Origin of the sequence: Enterococcus sp. VV15 (assembly GCF_005236045.1) — a bacterium.
Lineage (GTDB): Bacteria > Bacillota > Bacilli > Lactobacillales > Enterococcaceae > Enterococcus_B > Enterococcus_B durans.
The window spans coordinates 13,970-32,645 of record NZ_QPTY01000037.1 but is presented as its reverse complement, the minus strand read 5'-3'; the positions used below and the strand labels follow the sequence as shown (position 1 = coordinate 32,645).

At 37.9% G+C, this 18,676-nt stretch carries 20 protein-coding genes; 4 read left to right on the top strand and 16 right to left on the bottom strand.

The window, feature by feature from the left end; all coding sequences use genetic code 11:
- Positions 1–252 precede the first annotated feature (252 nt).
- The 6 genes from DVW83_RS11915 to DVW83_RS11890 form a co-directional block, all read right to left on the bottom strand.
- Positions 253–762, bottom strand: a complete 510-nt coding sequence (locus DVW83_RS11915; RefSeq protein ID WP_104660463.1) for a QueT transporter family protein — start codon at positions 760–762, stop codon at positions 253–255.
- A gap of 167 nt (positions 763–929) precedes the next feature.
- Positions 930–1,691: a 3-oxoacyl-ACP reductase gene (locus tag DVW83_RS11910; protein ID WP_104660462.1), complete on the bottom strand. Its 762-nt coding sequence runs from the start codon at positions 1,689–1,691 to the stop codon at positions 930–932.
- Entirely contained in the window at positions 1,688–1,909 is a 222-nt protein-coding gene (locus DVW83_RS11905) for a DUF2829 domain-containing protein (protein WP_104660461.1), read from the bottom strand. Before DVW83_RS11905 ends, DVW83_RS11910 begins: the two co-directional genes overlap by 4 nt.
- Positions 1,910–1,914: 5 nt before the next feature.
- Entirely contained in the window at positions 1,915–3,435 is a 1,521-nt protein-coding gene (locus DVW83_RS11900; protein ID WP_104660460.1) for a helix-turn-helix domain-containing protein, read from the bottom strand.
- Positions 3,436–3,498: 63 nt separating this feature from the next.
- Positions 3,499–4,200, bottom strand: a complete 702-nt coding sequence (locus DVW83_RS11895; RefSeq protein WP_104660459.1) for an LrgB family protein — start codon at positions 4,198–4,200, stop codon at positions 3,499–3,501.
- Positions 4,193–4,603 (bottom strand): CidA/LrgA family protein, encoded by a 411-nt coding sequence (locus DVW83_RS11890; protein WP_104660458.1) that lies wholly within the window; start codon positions 4,601–4,603, stop codon positions 4,193–4,195. The genes DVW83_RS11895 and DVW83_RS11890 overlap by 8 nt, the downstream gene beginning before the upstream one ends.
- A gap of 318 nt (positions 4,604–4,921) precedes the next feature.
- Between DVW83_RS11890 and DVW83_RS11885 the strand changes: the two genes are divergently transcribed.
- Together DVW83_RS11885 and DVW83_RS11880 are read left to right on the top strand one after the other, a co-directional pair.
- Positions 4,922–5,656: an MIP/aquaporin family protein gene (locus DVW83_RS11885; protein WP_104660457.1), complete on the top strand. Its 735-nt coding sequence runs from the start codon at positions 4,922–4,924 to the stop codon at positions 5,654–5,656.
- A gap of 363 nt (positions 5,657–6,019) precedes the next feature.
- The gene (locus tag DVW83_RS11880) at positions 6,020–7,060 is read left to right on the top strand and encodes a hypothetical protein (RefSeq protein WP_224784456.1); all 1,041 of its coding nucleotides are present in this window, start codon (positions 6,020–6,022) and stop codon (positions 7,058–7,060) included.
- Positions 7,061–7,095: 35 nt separating this feature from the next.
- On the opposite strand, the gene DVW83_RS11870 is transcribed toward DVW83_RS11880, so the two are convergent.
- From DVW83_RS11870 to DVW83_RS11860, 3 genes are read right to left on the bottom strand one after another with little or no spacing between them, the layout of a single operon-like run.
- Entirely contained in the window at positions 7,096–7,995 is a 900-nt protein-coding gene (locus DVW83_RS11870; RefSeq protein ID WP_104660456.1) for a metallophosphoesterase, read from the bottom strand.
- A 25-nt stretch (positions 7,996–8,020) separates the two neighbouring features.
- Positions 8,021–8,377 (bottom strand): iron-sulfur cluster biosynthesis family protein, encoded by a 357-nt coding sequence (locus DVW83_RS11865; protein WP_104660455.1) that lies wholly within the window; start codon positions 8,375–8,377, stop codon positions 8,021–8,023.
- Positions 8,378–8,424: 47 nt separating this feature from the next.
- Entirely contained in the window at positions 8,425–9,006 is a 582-nt protein-coding gene (locus tag DVW83_RS11860; RefSeq protein WP_104660454.1) for a GNAT family N-acetyltransferase, read from the bottom strand.
- A 237-nt stretch (positions 9,007–9,243) separates the two neighbouring features.
- Between DVW83_RS11860 and DVW83_RS11855 the strand changes: the two genes are divergently transcribed.
- Complete coding sequence (locus DVW83_RS11855) at positions 9,244–9,540, top strand: hypothetical protein (RefSeq protein ID WP_081133737.1); 297 nt, start codon at positions 9,244–9,246, stop codon at positions 9,538–9,540.
- A 288-nt stretch (positions 9,541–9,828) separates the two neighbouring features.
- On the opposite strand, the gene DVW83_RS11850 is transcribed toward DVW83_RS11855, so the two are convergent.
- From DVW83_RS11850 to DVW83_RS11835, 4 genes are read right to left on the bottom strand one after another with little or no spacing between them, the layout of a single operon-like run.
- Positions 9,829–10,782, bottom strand: a complete 954-nt coding sequence (locus DVW83_RS11850) for a siderophore ABC transporter substrate-binding protein (RefSeq protein WP_137239420.1) — start codon at positions 10,780–10,782, stop codon at positions 9,829–9,831.
- A gap of 21 nt (positions 10,783–10,803) precedes the next feature.
- Entirely contained in the window at positions 10,804–11,559 is a 756-nt protein-coding gene (locus DVW83_RS11845) for an iron ABC transporter ATP-binding protein (RefSeq protein ID WP_104660452.1), read from the bottom strand.
- Entirely contained in the window at positions 11,556–12,512 is a 957-nt protein-coding gene (locus DVW83_RS11840; protein WP_123863150.1) for an iron chelate uptake ABC transporter family permease subunit, read from the bottom strand. The genes DVW83_RS11845 and DVW83_RS11840 overlap by 4 nt, the downstream gene beginning before the upstream one ends.
- Positions 12,505–13,455, bottom strand: coding sequence for an ABC transporter permease (locus DVW83_RS11835; protein WP_104660450.1), 951 nt, complete (start codon positions 13,453–13,455; stop codon positions 12,505–12,507). The genes DVW83_RS11840 and DVW83_RS11835 overlap by 8 nt, the downstream gene beginning before the upstream one ends.
- 147 nt (positions 13,456–13,602) lie before the next feature.
- Here DVW83_RS11835 and DVW83_RS11830 point away from each other — a divergent pair, with 147 nt between their 5' ends.
- The gene (locus DVW83_RS11830; RefSeq protein ID WP_104660449.1) at positions 13,603–14,049 is read left to right on the top strand and encodes a YueI family protein; all 447 of its coding nucleotides are present in this window, start codon (positions 13,603–13,605) and stop codon (positions 14,047–14,049) included.
- Between the two features lie 238 nt (positions 14,050–14,287).
- Here the strand turns inward: DVW83_RS11830 and gshAB are convergent, their stop codons facing one another.
- The 3 genes from gshAB to DVW83_RS11815 all read right to left on the bottom strand — a co-directional run bounded on the left by gshAB (position 14,288) and on the right by DVW83_RS11815 (position 18,676).
- Positions 14,288–16,561, bottom strand: a complete 2,274-nt coding sequence (gshAB, locus tag DVW83_RS11825; RefSeq protein WP_174784283.1) for a bifunctional glutamate--cysteine ligase GshA/glutathione synthetase GshB — start codon at positions 16,559–16,561, stop codon at positions 14,288–14,290.
- A 296-nt stretch (positions 16,562–16,857) separates the two neighbouring features.
- A complete protein-coding gene (gene ftsY / locus DVW83_RS11820) occupies positions 16,858–17,856 on the bottom strand; it encodes a signal recognition particle-docking protein FtsY (protein ID WP_104660447.1) in 999 nt (332 codons plus the stop codon).
- A 10-nt stretch (positions 17,857–17,866) separates the two neighbouring features.
- Complete coding sequence (locus DVW83_RS11815) at positions 17,867–18,676, bottom strand: Cof-type HAD-IIB family hydrolase (protein ID WP_104660446.1); 810 nt, start codon at positions 18,674–18,676, stop codon at positions 17,867–17,869.

Here is an 18,676-nt window from a genome sequence, read left to right as displayed (position 1 = left end):
TATCAAATGAACGTCTTGGCATAATCTAGATCCTCTCTTTCCCTTAATTTATTGTCTAGTTTATTATACCAAGTCCAACCAAAAAGTTAGACTTTTGGTCTAACTTTTTGGGGTCACTACATTTTTGGTGGTTTTTGTCATTTAAAAAGAAAAGTGAAGTTTATTTTTCGGAGAATCCACTCGTTGAGAAGATGCACCACTTATTTTTATCATGTTCATTCATGTACAGAGCTCTACCATTTAATTCACACTTTATTTAGTCAAATCGATTTTTTTACTGATCCAGTAGATGATGACGCCACTCACAATCATAGAAACCAACTCGCCTAAAGCAATGATTCCCCAATTAAAGAAAAAGGGTGCTTGATACAATAATTTTAACTGTCCTGCCACTGTAAACATGGAGAACGCAAAAATAAGCGCTGTAATCACCATTTTCAGTTTCATATTTTTTACTCGTTTCGTCACACTATAATTGAGCAATAGGACGATCAGTGTGCTGACACTGCCAACAACGACATCGATCAACCCAAGTGGCGAAGCCAAGTTAGCTAATGCTACGCCTAGTGTTACAGCACAAATATATTTTTTATTATAGAGGGACAGATAATTGAACATTTCTGATAACCGTATTTGGATGGCACCAAAACTGATTACAGACAATACAAGGGTGACTGCTACATATAAACCTGTGACCAAAGCCATTCGCGCAATTTCTGCTGTCGTCCAACGGTTTTTTGAAGTTATTTCTTTATGATCCATTTGTTTTATCCTTTGCAAGATAATATTCTTGGTAATAACTACGACCAAAGGATGGGAATTTTCTTCCAACTGAAGTGCCGTAGTGTAAGTTTTTTCTGGCCATACTGCCTATTTAAGAATAAGTGATCGTATAACCGTTAGCTCGTTTGACAATATCAGCAAAAAAGCTATTTTAAGAGCCAACCACCATCGATCGGAACGATTGCTCCTTGGATATAGCTGGCTTGAGGTGTTGCTAAAAACAACGTCAATTCAGCCACTTCTTCTGGTTTGGCCCAGCGTTTGACTGGCGTTTCATTTGCCACCCATTCTGCCATTTCACCGTCTCCTGCAAAATCAGCCGCATTCATTGGTGTTTGGATAGCTCCTGGTGCGATTCCTTTTACGCAAATACCTTGGGAAGCATAGTCGAGCGCTAATTGTTTGGTAAAACCAATAATCGCGTGCTTGGCACTTGTGTAGGCAACACCGCCTCCACCAGCCACATAGCCAGCGATAGAAGCCATATTGATGATCGTTCCAGAGGTTCGTTGAAGCATCCCTGGAAGTAGCAACTGAGTCAAGCGATACATGCTTTTTACATTGACCGCAAATATCCGATCCCACAACTCTTCATCCGTTTCTAACAATGGGTGATAGTCATCAAGTATCCCAGCCGTATTCAATAAAATCTCTACTTCACCGAAGTGACGATGACAGGTTTCTACCGCTTCTAAAAGTACTTCTTTTTTTGTGATATCTCCCAAGTAATACATAAAAGATTCTGGATAACTCGTGGAAAGTTCTCCCATACCACCATTTTGCTGATCCAGTCCAAAAACTTGGGCGCCTTGCTCTAAAAATGCTTTAGCTTGTGCATATCCGATTCCCGAAGCTGCACCAGTCACAAAAACAACTTTTTCAACTAAATCTGTATAGTGGTTTTTCATTTTACAATGACCCAGTCATCTGCCAAGATATCGCAAACAGTTGGGGCAAAACTAGAAAATCCTTCGTCGCTAGTTTTGATCAAAAAATAAGGAGTAACGGGACAACCGTCAAATTCATCTCCTGATACAAGAACAACGTAAAGCTCAAGACCGCTCCAGCCTTCACGAATCACTTTTGCTCCTTTTTTTACTTCTGGTAATATTTCTTCAAATGTCATTTTCTTCATCCCCTACGATTATTTTTTTCTTGGATCAGTCTTATCTTTTCAAAAAGTTCAATATAGTCTTTCAATTGTAACTCACCTGTTACGATAAAGTATTCTAGATCTGCCCATGGCTTACGGTGAACTTTACTCGTTGAAAGCAACAAATCGACATCTCTTCCACGATAGTCTGTAGGTAAAAAAAGCAACTGATAGTCATTGCGGAAAAAATTACGTAGCCCCTCTTCGATCAGTTGTTCTTCAAATAACGGAAAATCTGTCATGAGCAAAATCGTTATCTGAGGCAACTGTTGAGTGAATGCGCCCATTGTTTTTAAAACCGTCAGATATCTCCCCATCAAGAAGGAAATATTTTGAAAAGCCGGGTGTCGGACTTCTCTACGTTCTACTTCAAAGAATAAATCGAGCCAATGTTTTAATTCCTTGTTTTCAATCACTAGATGATTCATGAAATCACTGTCGTTGCCATCAATCGTTTCTTTTGCTTCGGGAAAAAGATACGCAAATAAATGGCTACTGAATAAATAATTTTCTGCTTCTTTAGATAAAGTTTCTGTTGGGAGTCCTTGTTCTGTTTGGTAGAATTCTAATGCTTCTTTCGCTTCATAAAGTGCGGTATAAGGCGGGGTCTGATATTTTTGGTGGAACGCAAAAATACTGGTACGGATTTCTTCATCCGTATAGTATTCTTCTCTTGTCATCAACACTAAAAAAAGCGCACCTACCTCATCCTCGTTTTGAAAATAGTTTGGAAATACCGGCTGCATCCACTGACAAAATTGTTTAAATAATGGATTATCTGTAATCAACTGCCGTTTGCGCTTGTTTAAGTCCACATAGTGTTTCTGAGACTTACGCAAAAAGAAAGCTCCCAACATATATTCCAACCTTCGTTTTTTGATTTCATTCAACCGTACATTAAAAAAAGCCATGATTTGTTCTGCGATTTTTTTCACATCTGTTTGGGAAATCGTCGCAAACGGCCAGATTTTTCCACGAAACAACTGCCAAAAAGTCATATGTAAATAGAGCCGAATGATTTCTTCTTCTCCCTGGGCCACATAGTCCCCACGTTGCAAAGAGATACCATAGGCTTTTAATTGTTGTTTCCATTCATTGATTTTTCGGTGGGCAGTTGATTCACTGATGTAATGCTTTTGTGCAAACTGATAAATCGTGTGGAAATCTTCAAAAAAAATATCATGCAATAATTGATATTTCAACGTATTTTGCACAAGATAGATGAGAAAACGCTCGTGCTCGATCGAATCTAAGGAATCATGAAAATTATAACCAGCACGGTGGGACTTTACAAATAGAGGTTGTGCTTTCCCACTAAAGTGCTGATAATTTTTAGATAGTTCACTTAAATATTTCGAGACACTGCGTGCATCTAATTGAACTGTTTGCGCAAGTTGCACAGCTGTATGCCATCCATGATCTTCAAAGCTTTCCAGCAGAAGGATTTTATAGTAGAGATCTTTGTCGAATCTCTTTAAATATTCAGATGACAAATACAACTTCACTCACTCCTTTATGCTAGAACGTTGGTTTCATTGTAGCATAAAACAACTGCTTCGACATTAAAACAAGCCAGCAAATGGATGGAACAATAAAGGTAAGATGAAAACTGTTAGAATACCATTGACGCAGATTGCTAAACCAGAAACGATCCCTTCTATTTTTCCCAGTTCAATTGCTTTAGCTGTCCCGATTGCATGGGAAGTACTCCCTAAAGCAACTCCACGAGCGACAGCACTCTTGATATTGAATATTCGAAAAATATGTGTGGCAATCAATGAACCAAAAATACCTGTTGAAACAACGATGGCAAGTGTGACTGCATTTACCCCGCCCATACTATGAGAAAGATCTACTGATATTGCTGTAGTTACTGATTTTGGCAATAATGAAATAACCATATCTTTCTTTAATGAAAAGAAATAGCCGATACCTACGCTGACCAAACAATTGGCAACTATCCCGGCTATAATGGCTGCCAGGACTGAAAAAACATTTTCCTTCAATAAATGAAAGTTCTTGTACAACGGAATGGCTAATGCTACTGTCGCTGGTGTGATCAGCATCGTCAAAAAGCTGCCACCGACATTGTAGTCTTGATAATCGATACCAGAAAAATGTAAAAATAAAATGATTACGAGGATCGATAAAACTAATGGATTGATGATTGGTAATTTATATTTGCGTAAAAATTTATCGGATAGAACATACACACCTAAAGTGACACTTAAACCAAACAAAGGATTACGGAAAAATTCAGTCAATTTGTTGTTCCTCCATCTCTACTTCTGGATCATTTGCTTTTCGTTTCTTCGTGACATATCGGACGATTGCTTCAATACCTTCTGCAGTTTTTCCTGCTACGACCATTGTCACTATGGAACAAATGACAACAGCACCAAGCAAAATAGGCCAGATCGTTGCAATATCGTCAAAATAATCAAGTAAGCCCACTCCAGCAGGTACAAAAAGGATCGTTAAGTTATTCAATAAAAAATCCCCTGTTGCTCCTAATCTTTCAGGATTTACCAAGTGCATCTCAAATGCCAAAAACAGGAATAAAATGCCAAGGATACTTCCGGGAATAGGTAGATGCGCAAAAACTCGTGTCGCTTCACCTAATACAGAAAAAAATGTAATGATAAAAAACTCTTGAAAAAATTTCATATATGAAACACTCCTTATGTCTTGTTTTCATTTTACTAACAAACTTTTTCTGAAAGTTTCAAAACATGCTGTTTCTAAGCAACAACATTTGAAAAGAATACTTGTTTTTTTTTGGTATATTTATAATTAAGGTTTGTGTTTTGCGAGAAAGTTTCGAGCGTTGATTTTTGGAAGTTGGTCTGATTTCTTTCATACATAGAAATCGCATTTTTAATCTGCACTTATTGCGACCACGGAAGAAAAGGACAGGCGAAACACTGCACCTATTGTGTTGATGTTTCTTTTTTTTTGCATTTTTATAATATTTTGGAGGTATATATGGATTACTCACTTATGACGCGTCTGGCGGCGGAAATGATTGGTACAGCCTTATTGATCGTTCTAGGAAACGGTGCTGTAGCTAACGTAGATTTAAAAGGAACGAAGGGTTACGGAAGTGACTGGATGTTGATAGCGGTAGGTTATGGCTGTGGGGTTATGATCCCAGCAATGATCTTTGGCGGAATCAGCGGAAACCACATCAACCCAGCATTCACAATCGCTCTTGCATCAAACGGCTTATTCCCTTGGTCAGAAGTTTTACCTTATATTGCAGCTCAATTAGTCGGTGCCGCAATTGGTCAATTGATCGTTGTAGCTTGCTACAAACCATACTATGACCAAACAGATGATGTAAACCATGTTTTAGGTACATTCTCTACTATCAATAGTGTTGGTTCTAAATTCAATGGTTTCGTCAATGAATTCTTTGGTTCATTCGTTTTATTCTTTGGTGCCCTAGGTATCACTAAAGCACCATTCTTCCAAGATAACCTTGGTACAGCTCATTTAGCTCTTGGTTTCTTAGTTTGGACATTAGTCGCTTCTCTTGGAGGTCCTACTGGTCCTGGATTGAACCCCGCGCGTGACTTTGCTCCACGTTTGGTACATGCTTTATTACCACTTAAACACAAAGGCTCATCACAATGGGGTTACGCTTGGGTGCCAGTTGTTGCACCGATTTGTGCCGGTATTGTTGCAGTCTTCTTATACAAATTCATCTTTATGGCTTAATCAAAGTCAAGCAGAAAACTGGATGCGAAAATTCGCACCCAGTTTTCTTTTTTTTGGAAAAATATATTCTGTTTACTCTTTTGAGTATGGAATAATACAGTAAAAAAGCAAGAAAAACAGAAGCAACTGAAATCAAGGTTCCGATTCACCCCAAAAGAAAAGCGCAGTCACTTATTTCAACTATCATCTATCACTAAAACTTAACGAAGGAGCGTTATCATGGCAATAACTGACTATACTGAAAGTGAACGAAAAGCTGAACTTTTAGCTTTACTTCTTGCATTGAAAGAAAATGGTTCGTATCATTCGACAGGTTCGGATGGCAAGATACTTTATACGTTACTATTTACGACATATAAGAAAATGATTACACAAGATCGACAAAATTTTTTTATACCCCAGCAACAGCAATCTGCTATTGCCACCTCTTTACAAAATACCATTGATTTTTATGACGCTACTAAACAAGGCAAGATCAAACAATTACTGGAAAATCTAAAGCCTGATGATCGTACCTCCTTCATGATCCTCCCCATCCAATTTTTGACGGAAGGAGAACAGAAACACGCAGCTGGATTACTTATACATAGATCCAATGATCAGTATGTCCTTTCCATATTAGACAAAGCACGTTTTTTTCAACAACGGACTGGCAGCTATCTCACGATCCCTGAGAAAAATATAGAAAAGCTCAGTGAACTACTTTTAGATAGTAAAAAATCTGATGAGATTTACCAAAATAGCCCTACTATTAGCTATGACAGATGGTCGAATTATGGGATTTTAAAAGCCTTTACTACTCTTTCAAATGAGCCTCAAGCAAAAGACTTAAAAATAAAACTAAGTAGACAAATCGAAGGAAATTGTATTATAGCCGGTGTCGATGCAGCTTTCAAAACAGCTTTGTACCATTGTCATACGGATATTTTCCAAACTATCGATACGCGTAAAGAAAAGCTTACACCAAAATACAATGTAAAAGAGAATGCTACATTTCAGATGCGTCGATATTTTCTCAACACCTTAAAGGGCAATGATCACAACGAAAATAAAAAATTAGATCGTATTTTTTCTTATTATGAAGAAAGGAAAAAAATGAAAAAGAAACTCTTAAAGCTTAACAAAAAATGGAAAAATTCAAGAAATCCACTTCTTAAGCTGATCTATCATCTGAAAAAAAACAGTATCCAAAAAAAACAGTACACCATTCATCATGGATTTAACAATATGATGAAACGCGATTTCTCTATTGTCCCTTTAAATAGCCTTCCAAAAGAAAGAGTTCAAAATCTTATAAAAAAAGACTATCAAAAAACGTCAATCGCAGAACTATACGCAAAAGTATCGCCATCAAAATTAACTTATATCCAAAAAACTAAAAAAAAAGATTCTCTTTCTCGTTGACTTCAACTGAAAAATGACTGTTATTTTGTATGGAATCAATACAAAATAACAGTCATTGCTTTTTCAAATTCTTCATGTAAATGTTTCGTACGATACGCGCTGAACTCCGAATCATGAGCACGCAATAACGTTCGCAATTTCATTGGATTGTAGCTGTCAGCCAAGTGATTCATCAAAACGAAGTCTCTCGTCAGTTGCCATTCATAATAATACCCAAATGGCCGGCAACTATATGTCGCGCCACCAATGACTTTGTCGGCAAACCTGCGATGTGTATGTCCAAAGACCACATGTGTGATATTGTCATACTGATCCAGTAAATCACCCAATGACTCTGACCCTAAAAAAGCATTTAGATTATTCCAACGTTCATAGGGAGCTGACTGATACACTATAAAGTCTTTTTTAGGAACAAAATGCGTAGAAAAAATCACCTTTAACTGTTTGGAAGAAAGGATATCCAACAGATTTTTTGTTTCTTGAAGCAAGCGATCATTCACTTCGAGATCCGTCCCTTCTCGCTGAATAAACCGATCATACCAGTAAAGATTCTTCATTCGAACGATGGCATCCAACTCTTTCAATTCAGAAAAACGATAATCATACCAACCGTTCATTCCTACTAAAACTAGTTTCTCATTAAGAGGAATATAGCGTTCATTCAGAAAATGCGCATCTGGAAAATGATTCATCATTTTCTCGCCATTGACATCAGCCAATTCATGGTTGCCAAAATGAAAGGACGTCGGCAAGCCTTTTTTTGCAAAATATTCCACAACGGCTAAACAACGATCTACTTTGTTCGCTACATCACCTGCCAAATGAAGGCGCGTGATTTCTTTTTCTTTTAATACTTGCCATAGGATCAGCAATTCATTTTCGCTAAACTTGTTGATGTCAACATGCAAATCACTGATGATCGCTAACTTTCCCATTTTACGACTACCTTCTGTTCTCTTTTTAGTCTCTATGAAGCATTTGTAAATTCCCTTTTAATAAACCACTTGGACCCTTTAATTGAAGACTATTATACGTTGGTTCCACTGCAATTGTTGTAGGGTCATCCATATACATCAAAGCACTTTTTTTCATTCGGATCGGACCAACTGTGGTTTCCGCTGTTTCTGAATATAAACTCAAATCTTTGTCCGTATCCTTTTTGACGATCAATAAACGAAAGGACGTATCGATTTGGCAAGTTACCCGAGTATCTGCGAATGGACCGTCACCATCTTCAATATCTAATAATAATTGTTCCTCTGCATTGACTTGAGATTGGATCTTTTCTTTTGCTTCCTCTGTTAACAATAGTTCCATTATCATCACCTCAAGTATAGCTTACTGATTTTATATTTTAGATGCAACTAACTTGTTTTTTTGTGCTGTTGCTCCTGCCATTCTTTTTTTGTGATGCCACGTAAAACGGTTGAAGCGATTTTTCCTTTCCAATGTCTCGCATCAGGAATGGTTCCTTCCTTCTTCATACCGATTTTTTCCATGACCCGTCCAGATTTAGGATTCTCTACGTCATGTTGCGCAAAGATCCGCACAAGTGCTAATTCTTCAAAACCAAGTGTCAATAATGCTTTGGCAGCTTCCGGCATATATCCGTTTCCCCAGTACGCCTTATTTAATGCATAACCAAGTTCTGCATTATCCTGTATTTCATTAACCCTCAAATCGATGGTACCAATCATTTTATGATTACTCTTCAACTCAATACCATATTTACCTAGAGGAGCTGCCATGAAAACATTAGCGATTCCCTGTTTCGCATCAGCTATCGTCTGGTACGTAGGAAATACATAATACGTTGTTTCTTCATCTTGTCCATATTCGTACATATCCTCTGTGTCTTTTAGAGTAACTGGACGCAAGATCAAACGCTCTGTTTCGATTCTTTGGTGCTGGGCAAAAATTAAATTTCGATCAATCAATAATTCCATTGGCTTTCCCACCCCTACGTATATATTTCTAACTACTTTATCGAAAATATGCGACAGAATCAAGGATTTCACGAATTTTCATTGATATTTCCTTAATTGAACCTTAAGTACCGTCAAAAAAGATTGAAAATAAAAAAGCTTTAAACATTACTTGAAAAAGAATAACCTTTTATTCACGGTTTGTTAACATTTTTTCAGTATTGTTATCTTATTCAATTAAAACCTGGAGGAATCATTATGACTGAATACGCAAAAACGATCTACTTTATCGAAGAAACACAAAACATCGAAGGTTCCTACATTGAAGTGAAAACTTTGTTTGTCAATGATGATAAGCAAAAAGCAATTTCAATTTTTGAAAAATTAGCGCAAAAAAAATCAAGCTCATTTGGTTTGATTCTGAGTGAATACAAGATCAAAGCAGAAGAAAGCTATTTTTATCAGTTATTAAAACATTGGACAAAGCTTCCTGCTGACTTCTATCGAAGAATGAATATTTTGAATTACCGAGCACTAGCAGAGACAAAAATCTGACTCCTTCAAGATCCAACTAAACTACCGTATCGATCTCCATGCTTATTGATACAGACAATCTAAGAAGCCGATCCAAATGTAAAAAATGAATGTGGGACAAATCTAAAAATCAGTTTTGCTATAGACTCTCGAATAAACGGCGTCCAAAAGACAGATTTTCGGAAATTTCAAAAAAAAACGAGCAATACAAAAAACGTATTGTTCGTTTTTTCTCCAATTTCTCAAACCTAAACGACTTTTGTCTCGACCTCATTTTCGTGCCGTTTTCCGGCCTGTTCTAGTCTTCTTTTAGTTGAATGCTTGATTGACGTCTTCCACCATCAACTTCATTGACTCTAAGCCACCGCCACTTAAATACCATACATCTGGTTGTAAAGAAATGACTTGATCATTTTTACCAGCATCTGTCTGCGCAACTAATTCATTTGCCGACACGTTATCTTTACTGTCATCTCCGCCAATTGCTTTCGTACGATCGACAACAAAAAGGATCCCTGGATTTTTTTCTAAGATATACTCATAGGAAACACTTTGTCCATGCGTAGAAGCTTCAATTTGATCATCCGCTTGTTTGAATCCAAATACATCATGGACAAGGCCAAAGCGTGAACCTGAACCATAAGCTGAAAGCTGTCCTTCGTTCACTAGCGTAACTAAAGCTGTTTGTTCAAGCTTGCATGCTTTTTCTTTTGTTTTCTCAATTTCTTTCGTTAATGTAGCTAGTTCTTCTTTTGCTTTGTCTTCTTTACCAAAAATCTCAGCTAACACATTTACATTCTGCTGTACAGATTCCCACGGTTCCTTTGTATTGACCGCTAAATAAAGGGTTGGCGCAATCTTAGCTAGTTCTTCTTTGTAATCACTTTGTCTACCAGAAATAATGATCAAATCAGGCTGCAACTGATTGATCTTTTCTAAATCAGGCTCTTTGATCCCACCAGCCGATTCTACATCTTTATACTTATCTAAATAACTAGGTAAGTTTTTAGTTGCTGCTCCGATCACTCTATCCCCAACGCCCAATGCATCTAATGTATCTAAAGACCCGTTATCAAAAACAACGACTTTTTGTGGATTTCTTTGTACTTCCACACGATCTCCATTGCTGTCTTTAATAGATACGGTCGTTTGTTCGGTTGTATTCCTTGTTTGGGTAGACACCGTACTACTGTTTCCAATATTCCCACATGCCGCCAATCCTAATGTTGCCATCAATAAAACACTAAGTGCTAATCTTTTCATCTCTTTTCTCCTTTAATTTTTTTAGAAATAAAGACAGAATCTGCGTCCTTCAATTTCGCAAATTCGGATGTCCATTTCATACAACTCATCTAAAACTTCTTTTTTGATAATTTCGTTCGTTGTGCCTTGAACAAATAACTCTCCATCTTTCATGGCAATGATTTCATCTGCATAACTCGCTGCAAAATTGATATCATGGAGAACGATGATGATCGTTTTTCCTAATTCGTTCACTAATTTTTTTAAAATCTGCATGATTTGTACAGCAAAATTCATATCCAGATTATTCAACGGTTCATCCAACAAAATGTAATCTGTATCTTGGGCAAGTACCATCGCAATGTAAGCCCGCTGTAACTGACCACCAGAAAGTGTATCGATCGTTTGATCCGCTAATGCGTCTAAACCTAGATGTTCCATCGATTTCTTGACGATTTGTTGATCGTGTGTAGTTAGTTTCCCTTTTGTATAAGGAAAACGACCAAATTCAACTAATTCTTTGACGGTGATCTGCATACTGATCGTATTGGTTTGTCGTAAAATGGATAACTTTTTAGCTAGTTCCTTTGAGCGCCAAACCTTCACCTCGTTGTGATTCAAATAAATTTCGCCCGTATCCTTGGCAATCAGCCGACTGATCATTGACAGAACTGTCGATTTTCCTGCTCCATTCGGTCCAATAAACGCGGTCAATTGCTGTTCTTTGATAGTCAGATTGACTCCTTTCACCACCGCTTTTTCATGATAGTTCTTACTAACTTCTTTTAAGTCGATCATGTGATCGTCTTCCTTTCACGAATCAATTTTGTAATAAAATAAACGCCACCTAAAAATTCCACCACAATACTAACAGTCGTGTTCCAACCAAAAAGCTGTTCTACGAGCAATTGCCCACCCACTAAAAAGAGGACGGAAATCAAAAAACTCCCTAGAAATAATTCCCCATGTCGATAAGTAGCAAAGAAACGATAACTAATATTCGCTACAATAAACCCTAGAAAAGTGATCGGTCCCACCAATGCAGTAGCAATACCCGTCAGAAGACTGACACAGCATAAAACCAAAAACTGGAAACGATCTATATCAATCCCTAAATTGATTGCTTGTTCTTTTCCAAGATGGAACACATCAAGATAGTGTCTTTTATAAAATAAGAAGAACCAAGACAAACTAATGATGATCGTAGCTGGCAATAAATACTGATTTGGAATATTCCCAAAACTAGCAAAGAGCTTTCCTTGTAAAAGATCATATTCATTTGGATCCATGACAACTTGTAAAAAAGTGCTGATACTGCTAAACAAGGTACCTAAGATCAACCCAGTCATTAAAAGAAGAAAGACATTCGTCTGACCTTTCTTCAATAAAAAGAAGAATAAGAGCTGACTCAACCCCACCATCAATCCAATATTCAGTAAAAACATCCCTGTTCCTACCTGTTGTAGCATCGTCACTCCACCAAAGAAAAAGAAGAGAGTTGTTTGGACCAATACATACAATGAATCCAATCCTAAAACAGATGGGGTCAAAAATTGATTTTGTGTGATCGTTTGGAAACTGATCGTTGCACTGCTTGTAGCGAGAGAAACCAAAAGAAATGCAAAAATTTTTTTACTGCGAAGTGCCCAGGCGAATTGCCAATTCCCATAGGTATTGATCATCAAATAGCTGGCGATCACTCCTAGGGTAAGGATAACCAAAAGGGTAAATCGTATTCTTTTTCTATGCATTCTTTTTCCTCCTAACCAGCAAATAAAGGAAAATAATACCGCCAATGATCCCCACCACCACGCTGACCGGTACTTCATAGGGGTAAATAACGACTCGAGCGATGATATCACAAGTAAGTAAAAACACACTCCCAAATAGTGCAGTGAATCCCAACGTTTTATGTACCTGATCCCCATATAGCTTAGCAGTGATATTGGGAATGATCACACCAAGAAATGGAATCGTTCCAACCATGATTAATACGATTGCACTTGCAAAAGAAACAAGTCCTATTCCTAACAATTGCATTTTTTTATAATTGATCCCTAGGTTGACTGCAAAAGATTCACCTAAGCCAATAATGGTAAAGCGGTACGCAAAGATGTAAATAACCACCAACAAAGGAACCGTTACATACAATAATTCATACTCACCACGTATGATCGTCGCAAAATTTCCTTGTAGCCATGAAGACATGTTTTGTACCAATTGAAATTGGTAAGCAAAAAAAGACGCTACGGAACCAATGATATTTCCCAACATTACTCCAACTAACGGGAGCATAAGCTGATTTTTTTGCGGAAACAACCGTGTAAAAGATAAAAATAAAAGTGTTCCTGCAAAAGCAAAGAAAAAAGCTGTCAGAGAACGTAAAAGTAAAGGTGCCTGAGGTAAAAATAACATAACGACTAAAATTCCCAATCTTGCACTATCCATCGTCCCCGCAGTCGTTGGTGAAACAAATTTATTTTGAGTCAAGTGCTGCATGATCAGTCCACAAATACTACTTGTCGCTCCAACTAAGATCAAACAAATCGTTCGAGGGAAGCGAGTCGCTAAAAAAAGTTGAGTACTTTGTCCCCTTAAGTGAATCAGGTCAGAAAACTGTACATTTGATACACCGATAAATAAGGAACAGCAGCCTAGTCCAATCAAGGCAGCAATTAACCAAAAGTACCGCATAAAATCCTCCTCGTTTCTAATTGATAATGATTCTCATTATTATTCTAAGTGAACGTTTGAACAAAAGCAACCGCTTTTTTCTTTTTTAAGTATTTTCATCGTCTATGTTATAATCCTATTAGAGGAACTGAGAAGGAGGATAATCCGATGTCAAAAGACGATGTACAAAGCCATTTAGACAAAGGAATGTATGGTACCCCATTAGTAAATCCCGAGGAACAACACAAATATTTAGGTACTTTTCGTGAACGTTGTTATTTGAGTATGACGATTGCTGAGATGAAAGATCCGATAAACAAGGAGAAATTCATTGAAGAGATTGAAAAGCAGCCTGATGCGACGATTCTCTTGAATGGTGAAACCCCAATTGCGATCCAAAATCAATACATCCAGCTTGCAACGAAGAAAAATGTCCGTTTTACAGTCGTCAATGACTTTGTCTCCGACGCTCCAGACAGCATTGGGTTACTCTTAGCTGCGAAACAAGCGGTGAATGAACCAGTCATTGACGTAGAAGAAAAATATCCCAAAGAAGAACAAGCAGAACCCGAAGAAAAAAACAAAAAGAAAAGTTTGTGGGATCGCTTGTTTTAATTCAAATAAGTATTTTCCCAACTGAAACGACCGCCAAAAGTCAGGAATCCTAACTTTTGGCGGTCGTTTTATAGATATTCATTTAAAACCAAAATACGTGTATAAAGCTTCAATAAATAAGAAAGGCACCACAAATTGATTTTCAAATGTCTTAGATTACTGATTTATTCATAAAGCTGTGCCTCTCCACCAGTTATTTCGGTCTAGCAGAAGAGATAAATATGTTTTTTTCGCTCTGTTACTTTTCAAAAATTTCTGGATATAACAATTGTAAAACATTCATTGTCAGTCTTCTGCCTTTTCCTGCAAACGGATAGACATGCATATGCATCGCTGGATTAAAGTTCGCTTCAATGATTCCATAGGCAGTTGGATTTTTCTCAGGGTCTACTTCTTTATCTGGAATGATCAAATCGATTCCACTGATTTTCGCACCTAATGCTTCCACCGCTGAAACTGCAATTTGTTTATAGTCTTCAGAAAATTCATCCGTCACATCAATGGAGTCACCTCCAGTACTGATATTTGAATTTTCCCTCAAATAAACGATTTTGTCTTTTGGGGGTACAGAAGATACCGTTAATCCCTGTTCCTTCAACATCAATTGTTCTAACTCTCCCAGTTGGATTAGTTCCAATGGTGCGCGATGGTTCGTTCCTCGTAACGGGTCAAGATTCTTTTCAGCAACTAACTCCTCTATTGTTCGCACACCGTCTCCTACGACATTTGCAGGAACTCGAAGCAAGATGGCTTGGACCTCACCGTTGATCACAAAGAAACGGTACTCCGTTCCCGGCATGAATTCCTCGACTAAAACAGAAGCATCCTCCCTAAATGCGATAGCTAATCCCGCTTGATAATCTTCTAAGCTTGCTCCATCTTTGAAGATAGTGATTCCTAGCCCATAATTCGTAGACTTCGGTTTGATCACAAATGCTTGCTTGGCAAATCGCGGATATGCTTTTATCGCTTCTTCCATTGATGTAAATTCTGCACCATTTGGTACACGGAATCCTGCTTCTTTTAAAATTTTCTTCGTGACTGTCTTATTCTCCATGATCAAAGGAACGATATAACTATCTTTACTTGTCATATTTGCATTTTTCACATATTCGATATGTTTCTGATGTTGTAATCGTAAAAATTGATCAGCTTCATCAATTACTTTCACTTCTACTCCTTTTTGGATCGCATCAAATAAAAAGATTTGTGTAGAAAGTTCCATATCTCTAAAACCTGCTAATTGATAAGGACGTGCATGTGCTTCTTCATCATATTTTTTACCTAGGTTCAGGGCAAACTCGTGCTGACTTTTTTCCTTTGCTTCTTGATAGATTTTTCCTGCTAAAGTCTCTGCTGGTTGTAGCATTTTCTCAATCATTTTCTCAATCAAAGAGATCGCTGTTGGCTGTTCTAACTCGATCAGCATTTCTTTCATCCCATTCAATACCTTAAGCCCTTCTTCAAGAAAAGCAGTTTGCTTCAACGGGTGTTCAAGAGAAACTACTTCATTTTTATCCGTACCTTCTTTCACCCAAGCATCTGGTTCTTGTTCTTCTTCTACCCACAACATGTACGTCAAAAATAGTTGCAAAAATTTCACTTGTTCTGGATTGATTCCGAGACGTGCATAGGGATTCAGGTCAATGTTTCGCAACTCGATGTATCGTACTCCATTTGTCGTCAGATCCGCTACTCGTTTCCCGCCACGAAAGCGTATAGGTGTGTAAAATTCTTTTTCTTCTGACAATTTTCCTTCTTCCACCATCTGTTCGATATCGGATAAATAGCGTTCCATTGATGAATAAGATACTTTGACATTTGGATGATTCGTATAGCCAAATGAACTGTTGCGAATGCTTCGAATCGGCTCGCTTGGTGCAGGTTTATCGACGAAATAATTTGCTTCACTCAAAGGAGAAGCCCCATATAGATAAGTGATCAACCAACGGTAATGCAAGAAATTTCGCGCCGTTTTTAGATACAGTTCTGTTTTAAATGATATAAAATCAGGAAATTCCGTTTGTTGCGCAAACAATGATCGTAATAAATCATCGCCAAATTCAAAATTAAAATGGATACCGCTCACCATCTGCTTTCTTTTTCCATACTCTTTGGCTAGATAGCGGCGATAAAGTACATCTTCGAAATTCGCTAATTTCGCAATCATGATTTCTTCGTCTTTCGTCGGTAGTGCAGGAGGCATACTTAACGGCCAGATTATTTCCTCATCAGAGATCGACCGAGAAGCGACATCATAAATAGCCGCTAAATATTGGAATAGTTCCTCCACTGAATCAGTGACGGGTGTGATCAATTCAATTTGTGTTTCGCTAAAATCTGTTTGGATATAGGGATGGAATGCTCGATCACCAAATACCTCAGGGTGATCAGTTCGTGCTAAAGCTCCTGTCAGATCCACTCGTTGTCCTTCACGTTCAACGCCAAAACGTGCTTGATCGATAAACGGACGTGAGTTAGGATGCAAGAGTAAATATTTATAATTCATTATTCATTGTCCTCCAGTTCATATGCCTCTAATTATAGTAAAAAAACTCTAGAAAAAGAACGAAATTGTTTTAAAATGAGAAAAAAGAAAAATTCAACTTTTATGTAGAGCCCCATCTTACTTTCTTATGTTCTCTTCTCATTCTAAAAAAGAAGCTGAAGAACCAGAAAATATTTTCATATTCTCATGGTACTCCAGCTTTTTCTTTAGCTACGTTTGTGTGATCAATTATTCAGTTGATCATGGTAGTTTTTCCCCTAAATCAGGTACTTTCTTTCAAAGAGCAGTCATAACAGATTTTATTCTTCTTTTAATAATCCTTTGAACAAGCCCACAACAAAATCGTTTGGCTCGAATGGTTCCAAATCATCGATACCTTCGCCAAGACCGACTAATTTGACTGGTAGATGCAATTCATTACGGATGGCTAATACGATTCCACCTTTTGCCGTACCATCTAGTTTCGTCAATACTAACCCAGTAACATCCGTCGTTTCCTTGAATTGTTTCGCTTGGACCATTGCGTTTTGGCCAGTTGTCGCATCAAGGACAAGTAAAGTTTCATGGGGTGCTTCTGGTAATTCCCGTTGGATGACACGTTTGATTTTTTCCAATTCGTTCATTAAATTGACTTTGTTTTGCAAACGGCCTGCTGTGTCCACCAATAAAACATCCACTTGTTCATTTTTCGCTCGTTCCATTGCATCATAGACAACAGCTGCAGGGTCACCTCCGGCATTTCCGCGAACTACTTCTACCCCAGCACGTTCGCCCCACACAACTAGTTGGTCGATCGCACCTGCACGGAAAGTATCAGCGGCAGCCAGCAAAACTTTCTTGCCTTCGTTTTTATACTGATGCGCAAGTTTCCCGATGCTTGTGGTTTTTCCAACTCCGTTCACGCCGACAAACAAGATGACTGTCAAGCCATCTTCTTGAATGTTCAATTCATTGACTTCGTTGATTCCCTCTTCTTCATACAGATCAACTAATTTTTCAATGATTGCATTTTGGATCTCTGCTGGTTTTTTCGCATTCCGGAGTTTTACTTCTTGCCGGAGCGCTTCCGTGATCTGAATCGCTGTTTCAAAGCCCACATCTGCGCCAATCAGCGTTTCTTCTAATTCTTCAAAGAAATCTTCATCTACTGTTCGGAAATTTGCAAATAACTCATTCATGCGTTCCCCAAATGTTTTTCGGGTTTTTTCTAGTCCTTTGTCGTACTTTTCTTGTACTTCGACTTCTTCTGGTTGTTCTTCTCCAGTAAACGCACGTTTGATCTTATCAAAGAATCCCATAAGTTCCCTCCTAATCTAAAACAAATTTTTGAATGACTTTTGCCACACCATTTTCAACATTACTTGAAGTAATGTAATCTGCTGATTCTTTCACAGCTGGCACCGCATTTTCCATCGCTACACCTAATCCAGCATATTCGATCATCGGTAAATCATTTTCTTCATCCCCGATTGCCATGATTTCTGCTGATTCTAATCCTAGATCTTTCGCTAATAGAGAGATTCCATAAGCTTTTGTGACACCCTTAGGCATGAATTCCAGAAGCATGCTTCGTGTTTTGATGATTTCATATCTTTCATAGAATGTAGCTGGTATCTCTTTGATTTTTGGATCTAATTCTTCTTGTGGGTAAGCAATGACTGCTTTATTCAATACAAATTCATCTGTAATATCTGCCAATGTTGCTGGTTGAAATTGCAACAATTTATTCAACACATTATATAGTGATTGCTTCTTGGGCGCACTTGGCAACTGCAACACCCGATTATCTGATAAAACATCTAGTGGCAAATCCAACTGTTGGGCTAAATCATACAATCGGTGGATATCTGCGACTGTCATCACTTTCTTTTCCATGATTTCGCCTGTGTCATTTTTTTGGACTAGCCCTCCATTGAAAGTAATGCTAAAATCGCCTTCATCTACTAAACCTAGTTCTTGCAGATAGTGAGCCATCGCTGCTAATGGGCGCCCTGTACATAACACGATCTTGACCCCTTTTGCTTTGGCTTCGGCCAACACACACTTATTCTCATTCGAGATTTTTTTCTCTTCATCTAATAATGTACCATCTAAATCAATCGCAATTAATTTGATCAT

What these genes read in the sequence shown, in the direction of transcription:
- DVW83_RS11915 (WP_104660463.1), bottom strand. Translation starts at nt 762, where the DNA reads ATGGATCATAAAGAAATAACTTCAAAAAACCGTTGGACGACAGCAGAA.
- DVW83_RS11910 (WP_104660462.1), bottom strand. Translation starts at nt 1,691, where the DNA reads ATGAAAAACCACTATACAGATTTAGTTGAAAAAGTTGTTTTTGTGACT.
- DVW83_RS11905 (WP_104660461.1), bottom strand. Translation starts at nt 1,909, where the DNA reads ATGACATTTGAAGAAATATTACCAGAAGTAAAAAAAGGAGCAAAAGTG.
- DVW83_RS11890 (WP_104660458.1), bottom strand. Translation starts at nt 4,603, where the DNA reads ATGAAATTTTTTCAAGAGTTTTTTATCATTACATTTTTTTCTGTATTA.
- DVW83_RS11885 (WP_104660457.1), top strand. Translation starts at nt 4,922, where the DNA reads ATGGATTACTCACTTATGACGCGTCTGGCGGCGGAAATGATTGGTACA.
- DVW83_RS11880 (WP_224784456.1), top strand. Translation starts at nt 6,020, where the DNA reads ATGATTACACAAGATCGACAAAATTTTTTTATACCCCAGCAACAGCAA.
- DVW83_RS11870 (WP_104660456.1), bottom strand. Translation starts at nt 7,995, where the DNA reads ATGGGAAAGTTAGCGATCATCAGTGATTTGCATGTTGACATCAACAAG.
- DVW83_RS11865 (WP_104660455.1), bottom strand. Translation starts at nt 8,377, where the DNA reads ATGGAACTATTGTTAACAGAGGAAGCAAAAGAAAAGATCCAATCTCAA.
- DVW83_RS11860 (WP_104660454.1), bottom strand. Translation starts at nt 9,006, where the DNA reads ATGGAATTATTGATTGATCGAAATTTAATTTTTGCCCAGCACCAAAGA.
- DVW83_RS11855 (WP_081133737.1), top strand. Translation starts at nt 9,244, where the DNA reads ATGACTGAATACGCAAAAACGATCTACTTTATCGAAGAAACACAAAAC.
- DVW83_RS11850 (WP_137239420.1), bottom strand. Translation starts at nt 10,782, where the DNA reads ATGAAAAGATTAGCACTTAGTGTTTTATTGATGGCAACATTAGGATTG.
- DVW83_RS11845 (WP_104660452.1), bottom strand. Translation starts at nt 11,559, where the DNA reads ATGATCGACTTAAAAGAAGTTAGTAAGAACTATCATGAAAAAGCGGTG.
- DVW83_RS11840 (WP_123863150.1), bottom strand. Translation starts at nt 12,512, where the DNA reads ATGCATAGAAAAAGAATACGATTTACCCTTTTGGTTATCCTTACCCTA.
- DVW83_RS11835 (WP_104660450.1), bottom strand. Translation starts at nt 13,455, where the DNA reads ATGCGGTACTTTTGGTTAATTGCTGCCTTGATTGGACTAGGCTGCTGT.
- DVW83_RS11830 (WP_104660449.1), top strand. Translation starts at nt 13,603, where the DNA reads ATGTCAAAAGACGATGTACAAAGCCATTTAGACAAAGGAATGTATGGT.
- ftsY (WP_104660447.1), bottom strand. Translation starts at nt 17,856, where the DNA reads ATGGGATTCTTTGATAAGATCAAACGTGCGTTTACTGGAGAAGAACAA.
- DVW83_RS11815 (WP_104660446.1), bottom strand. Translation starts at nt 18,676, where the DNA reads ATGATCAAATTAATTGCGATTGATTTAGATGGTACATTATTAGATGAA.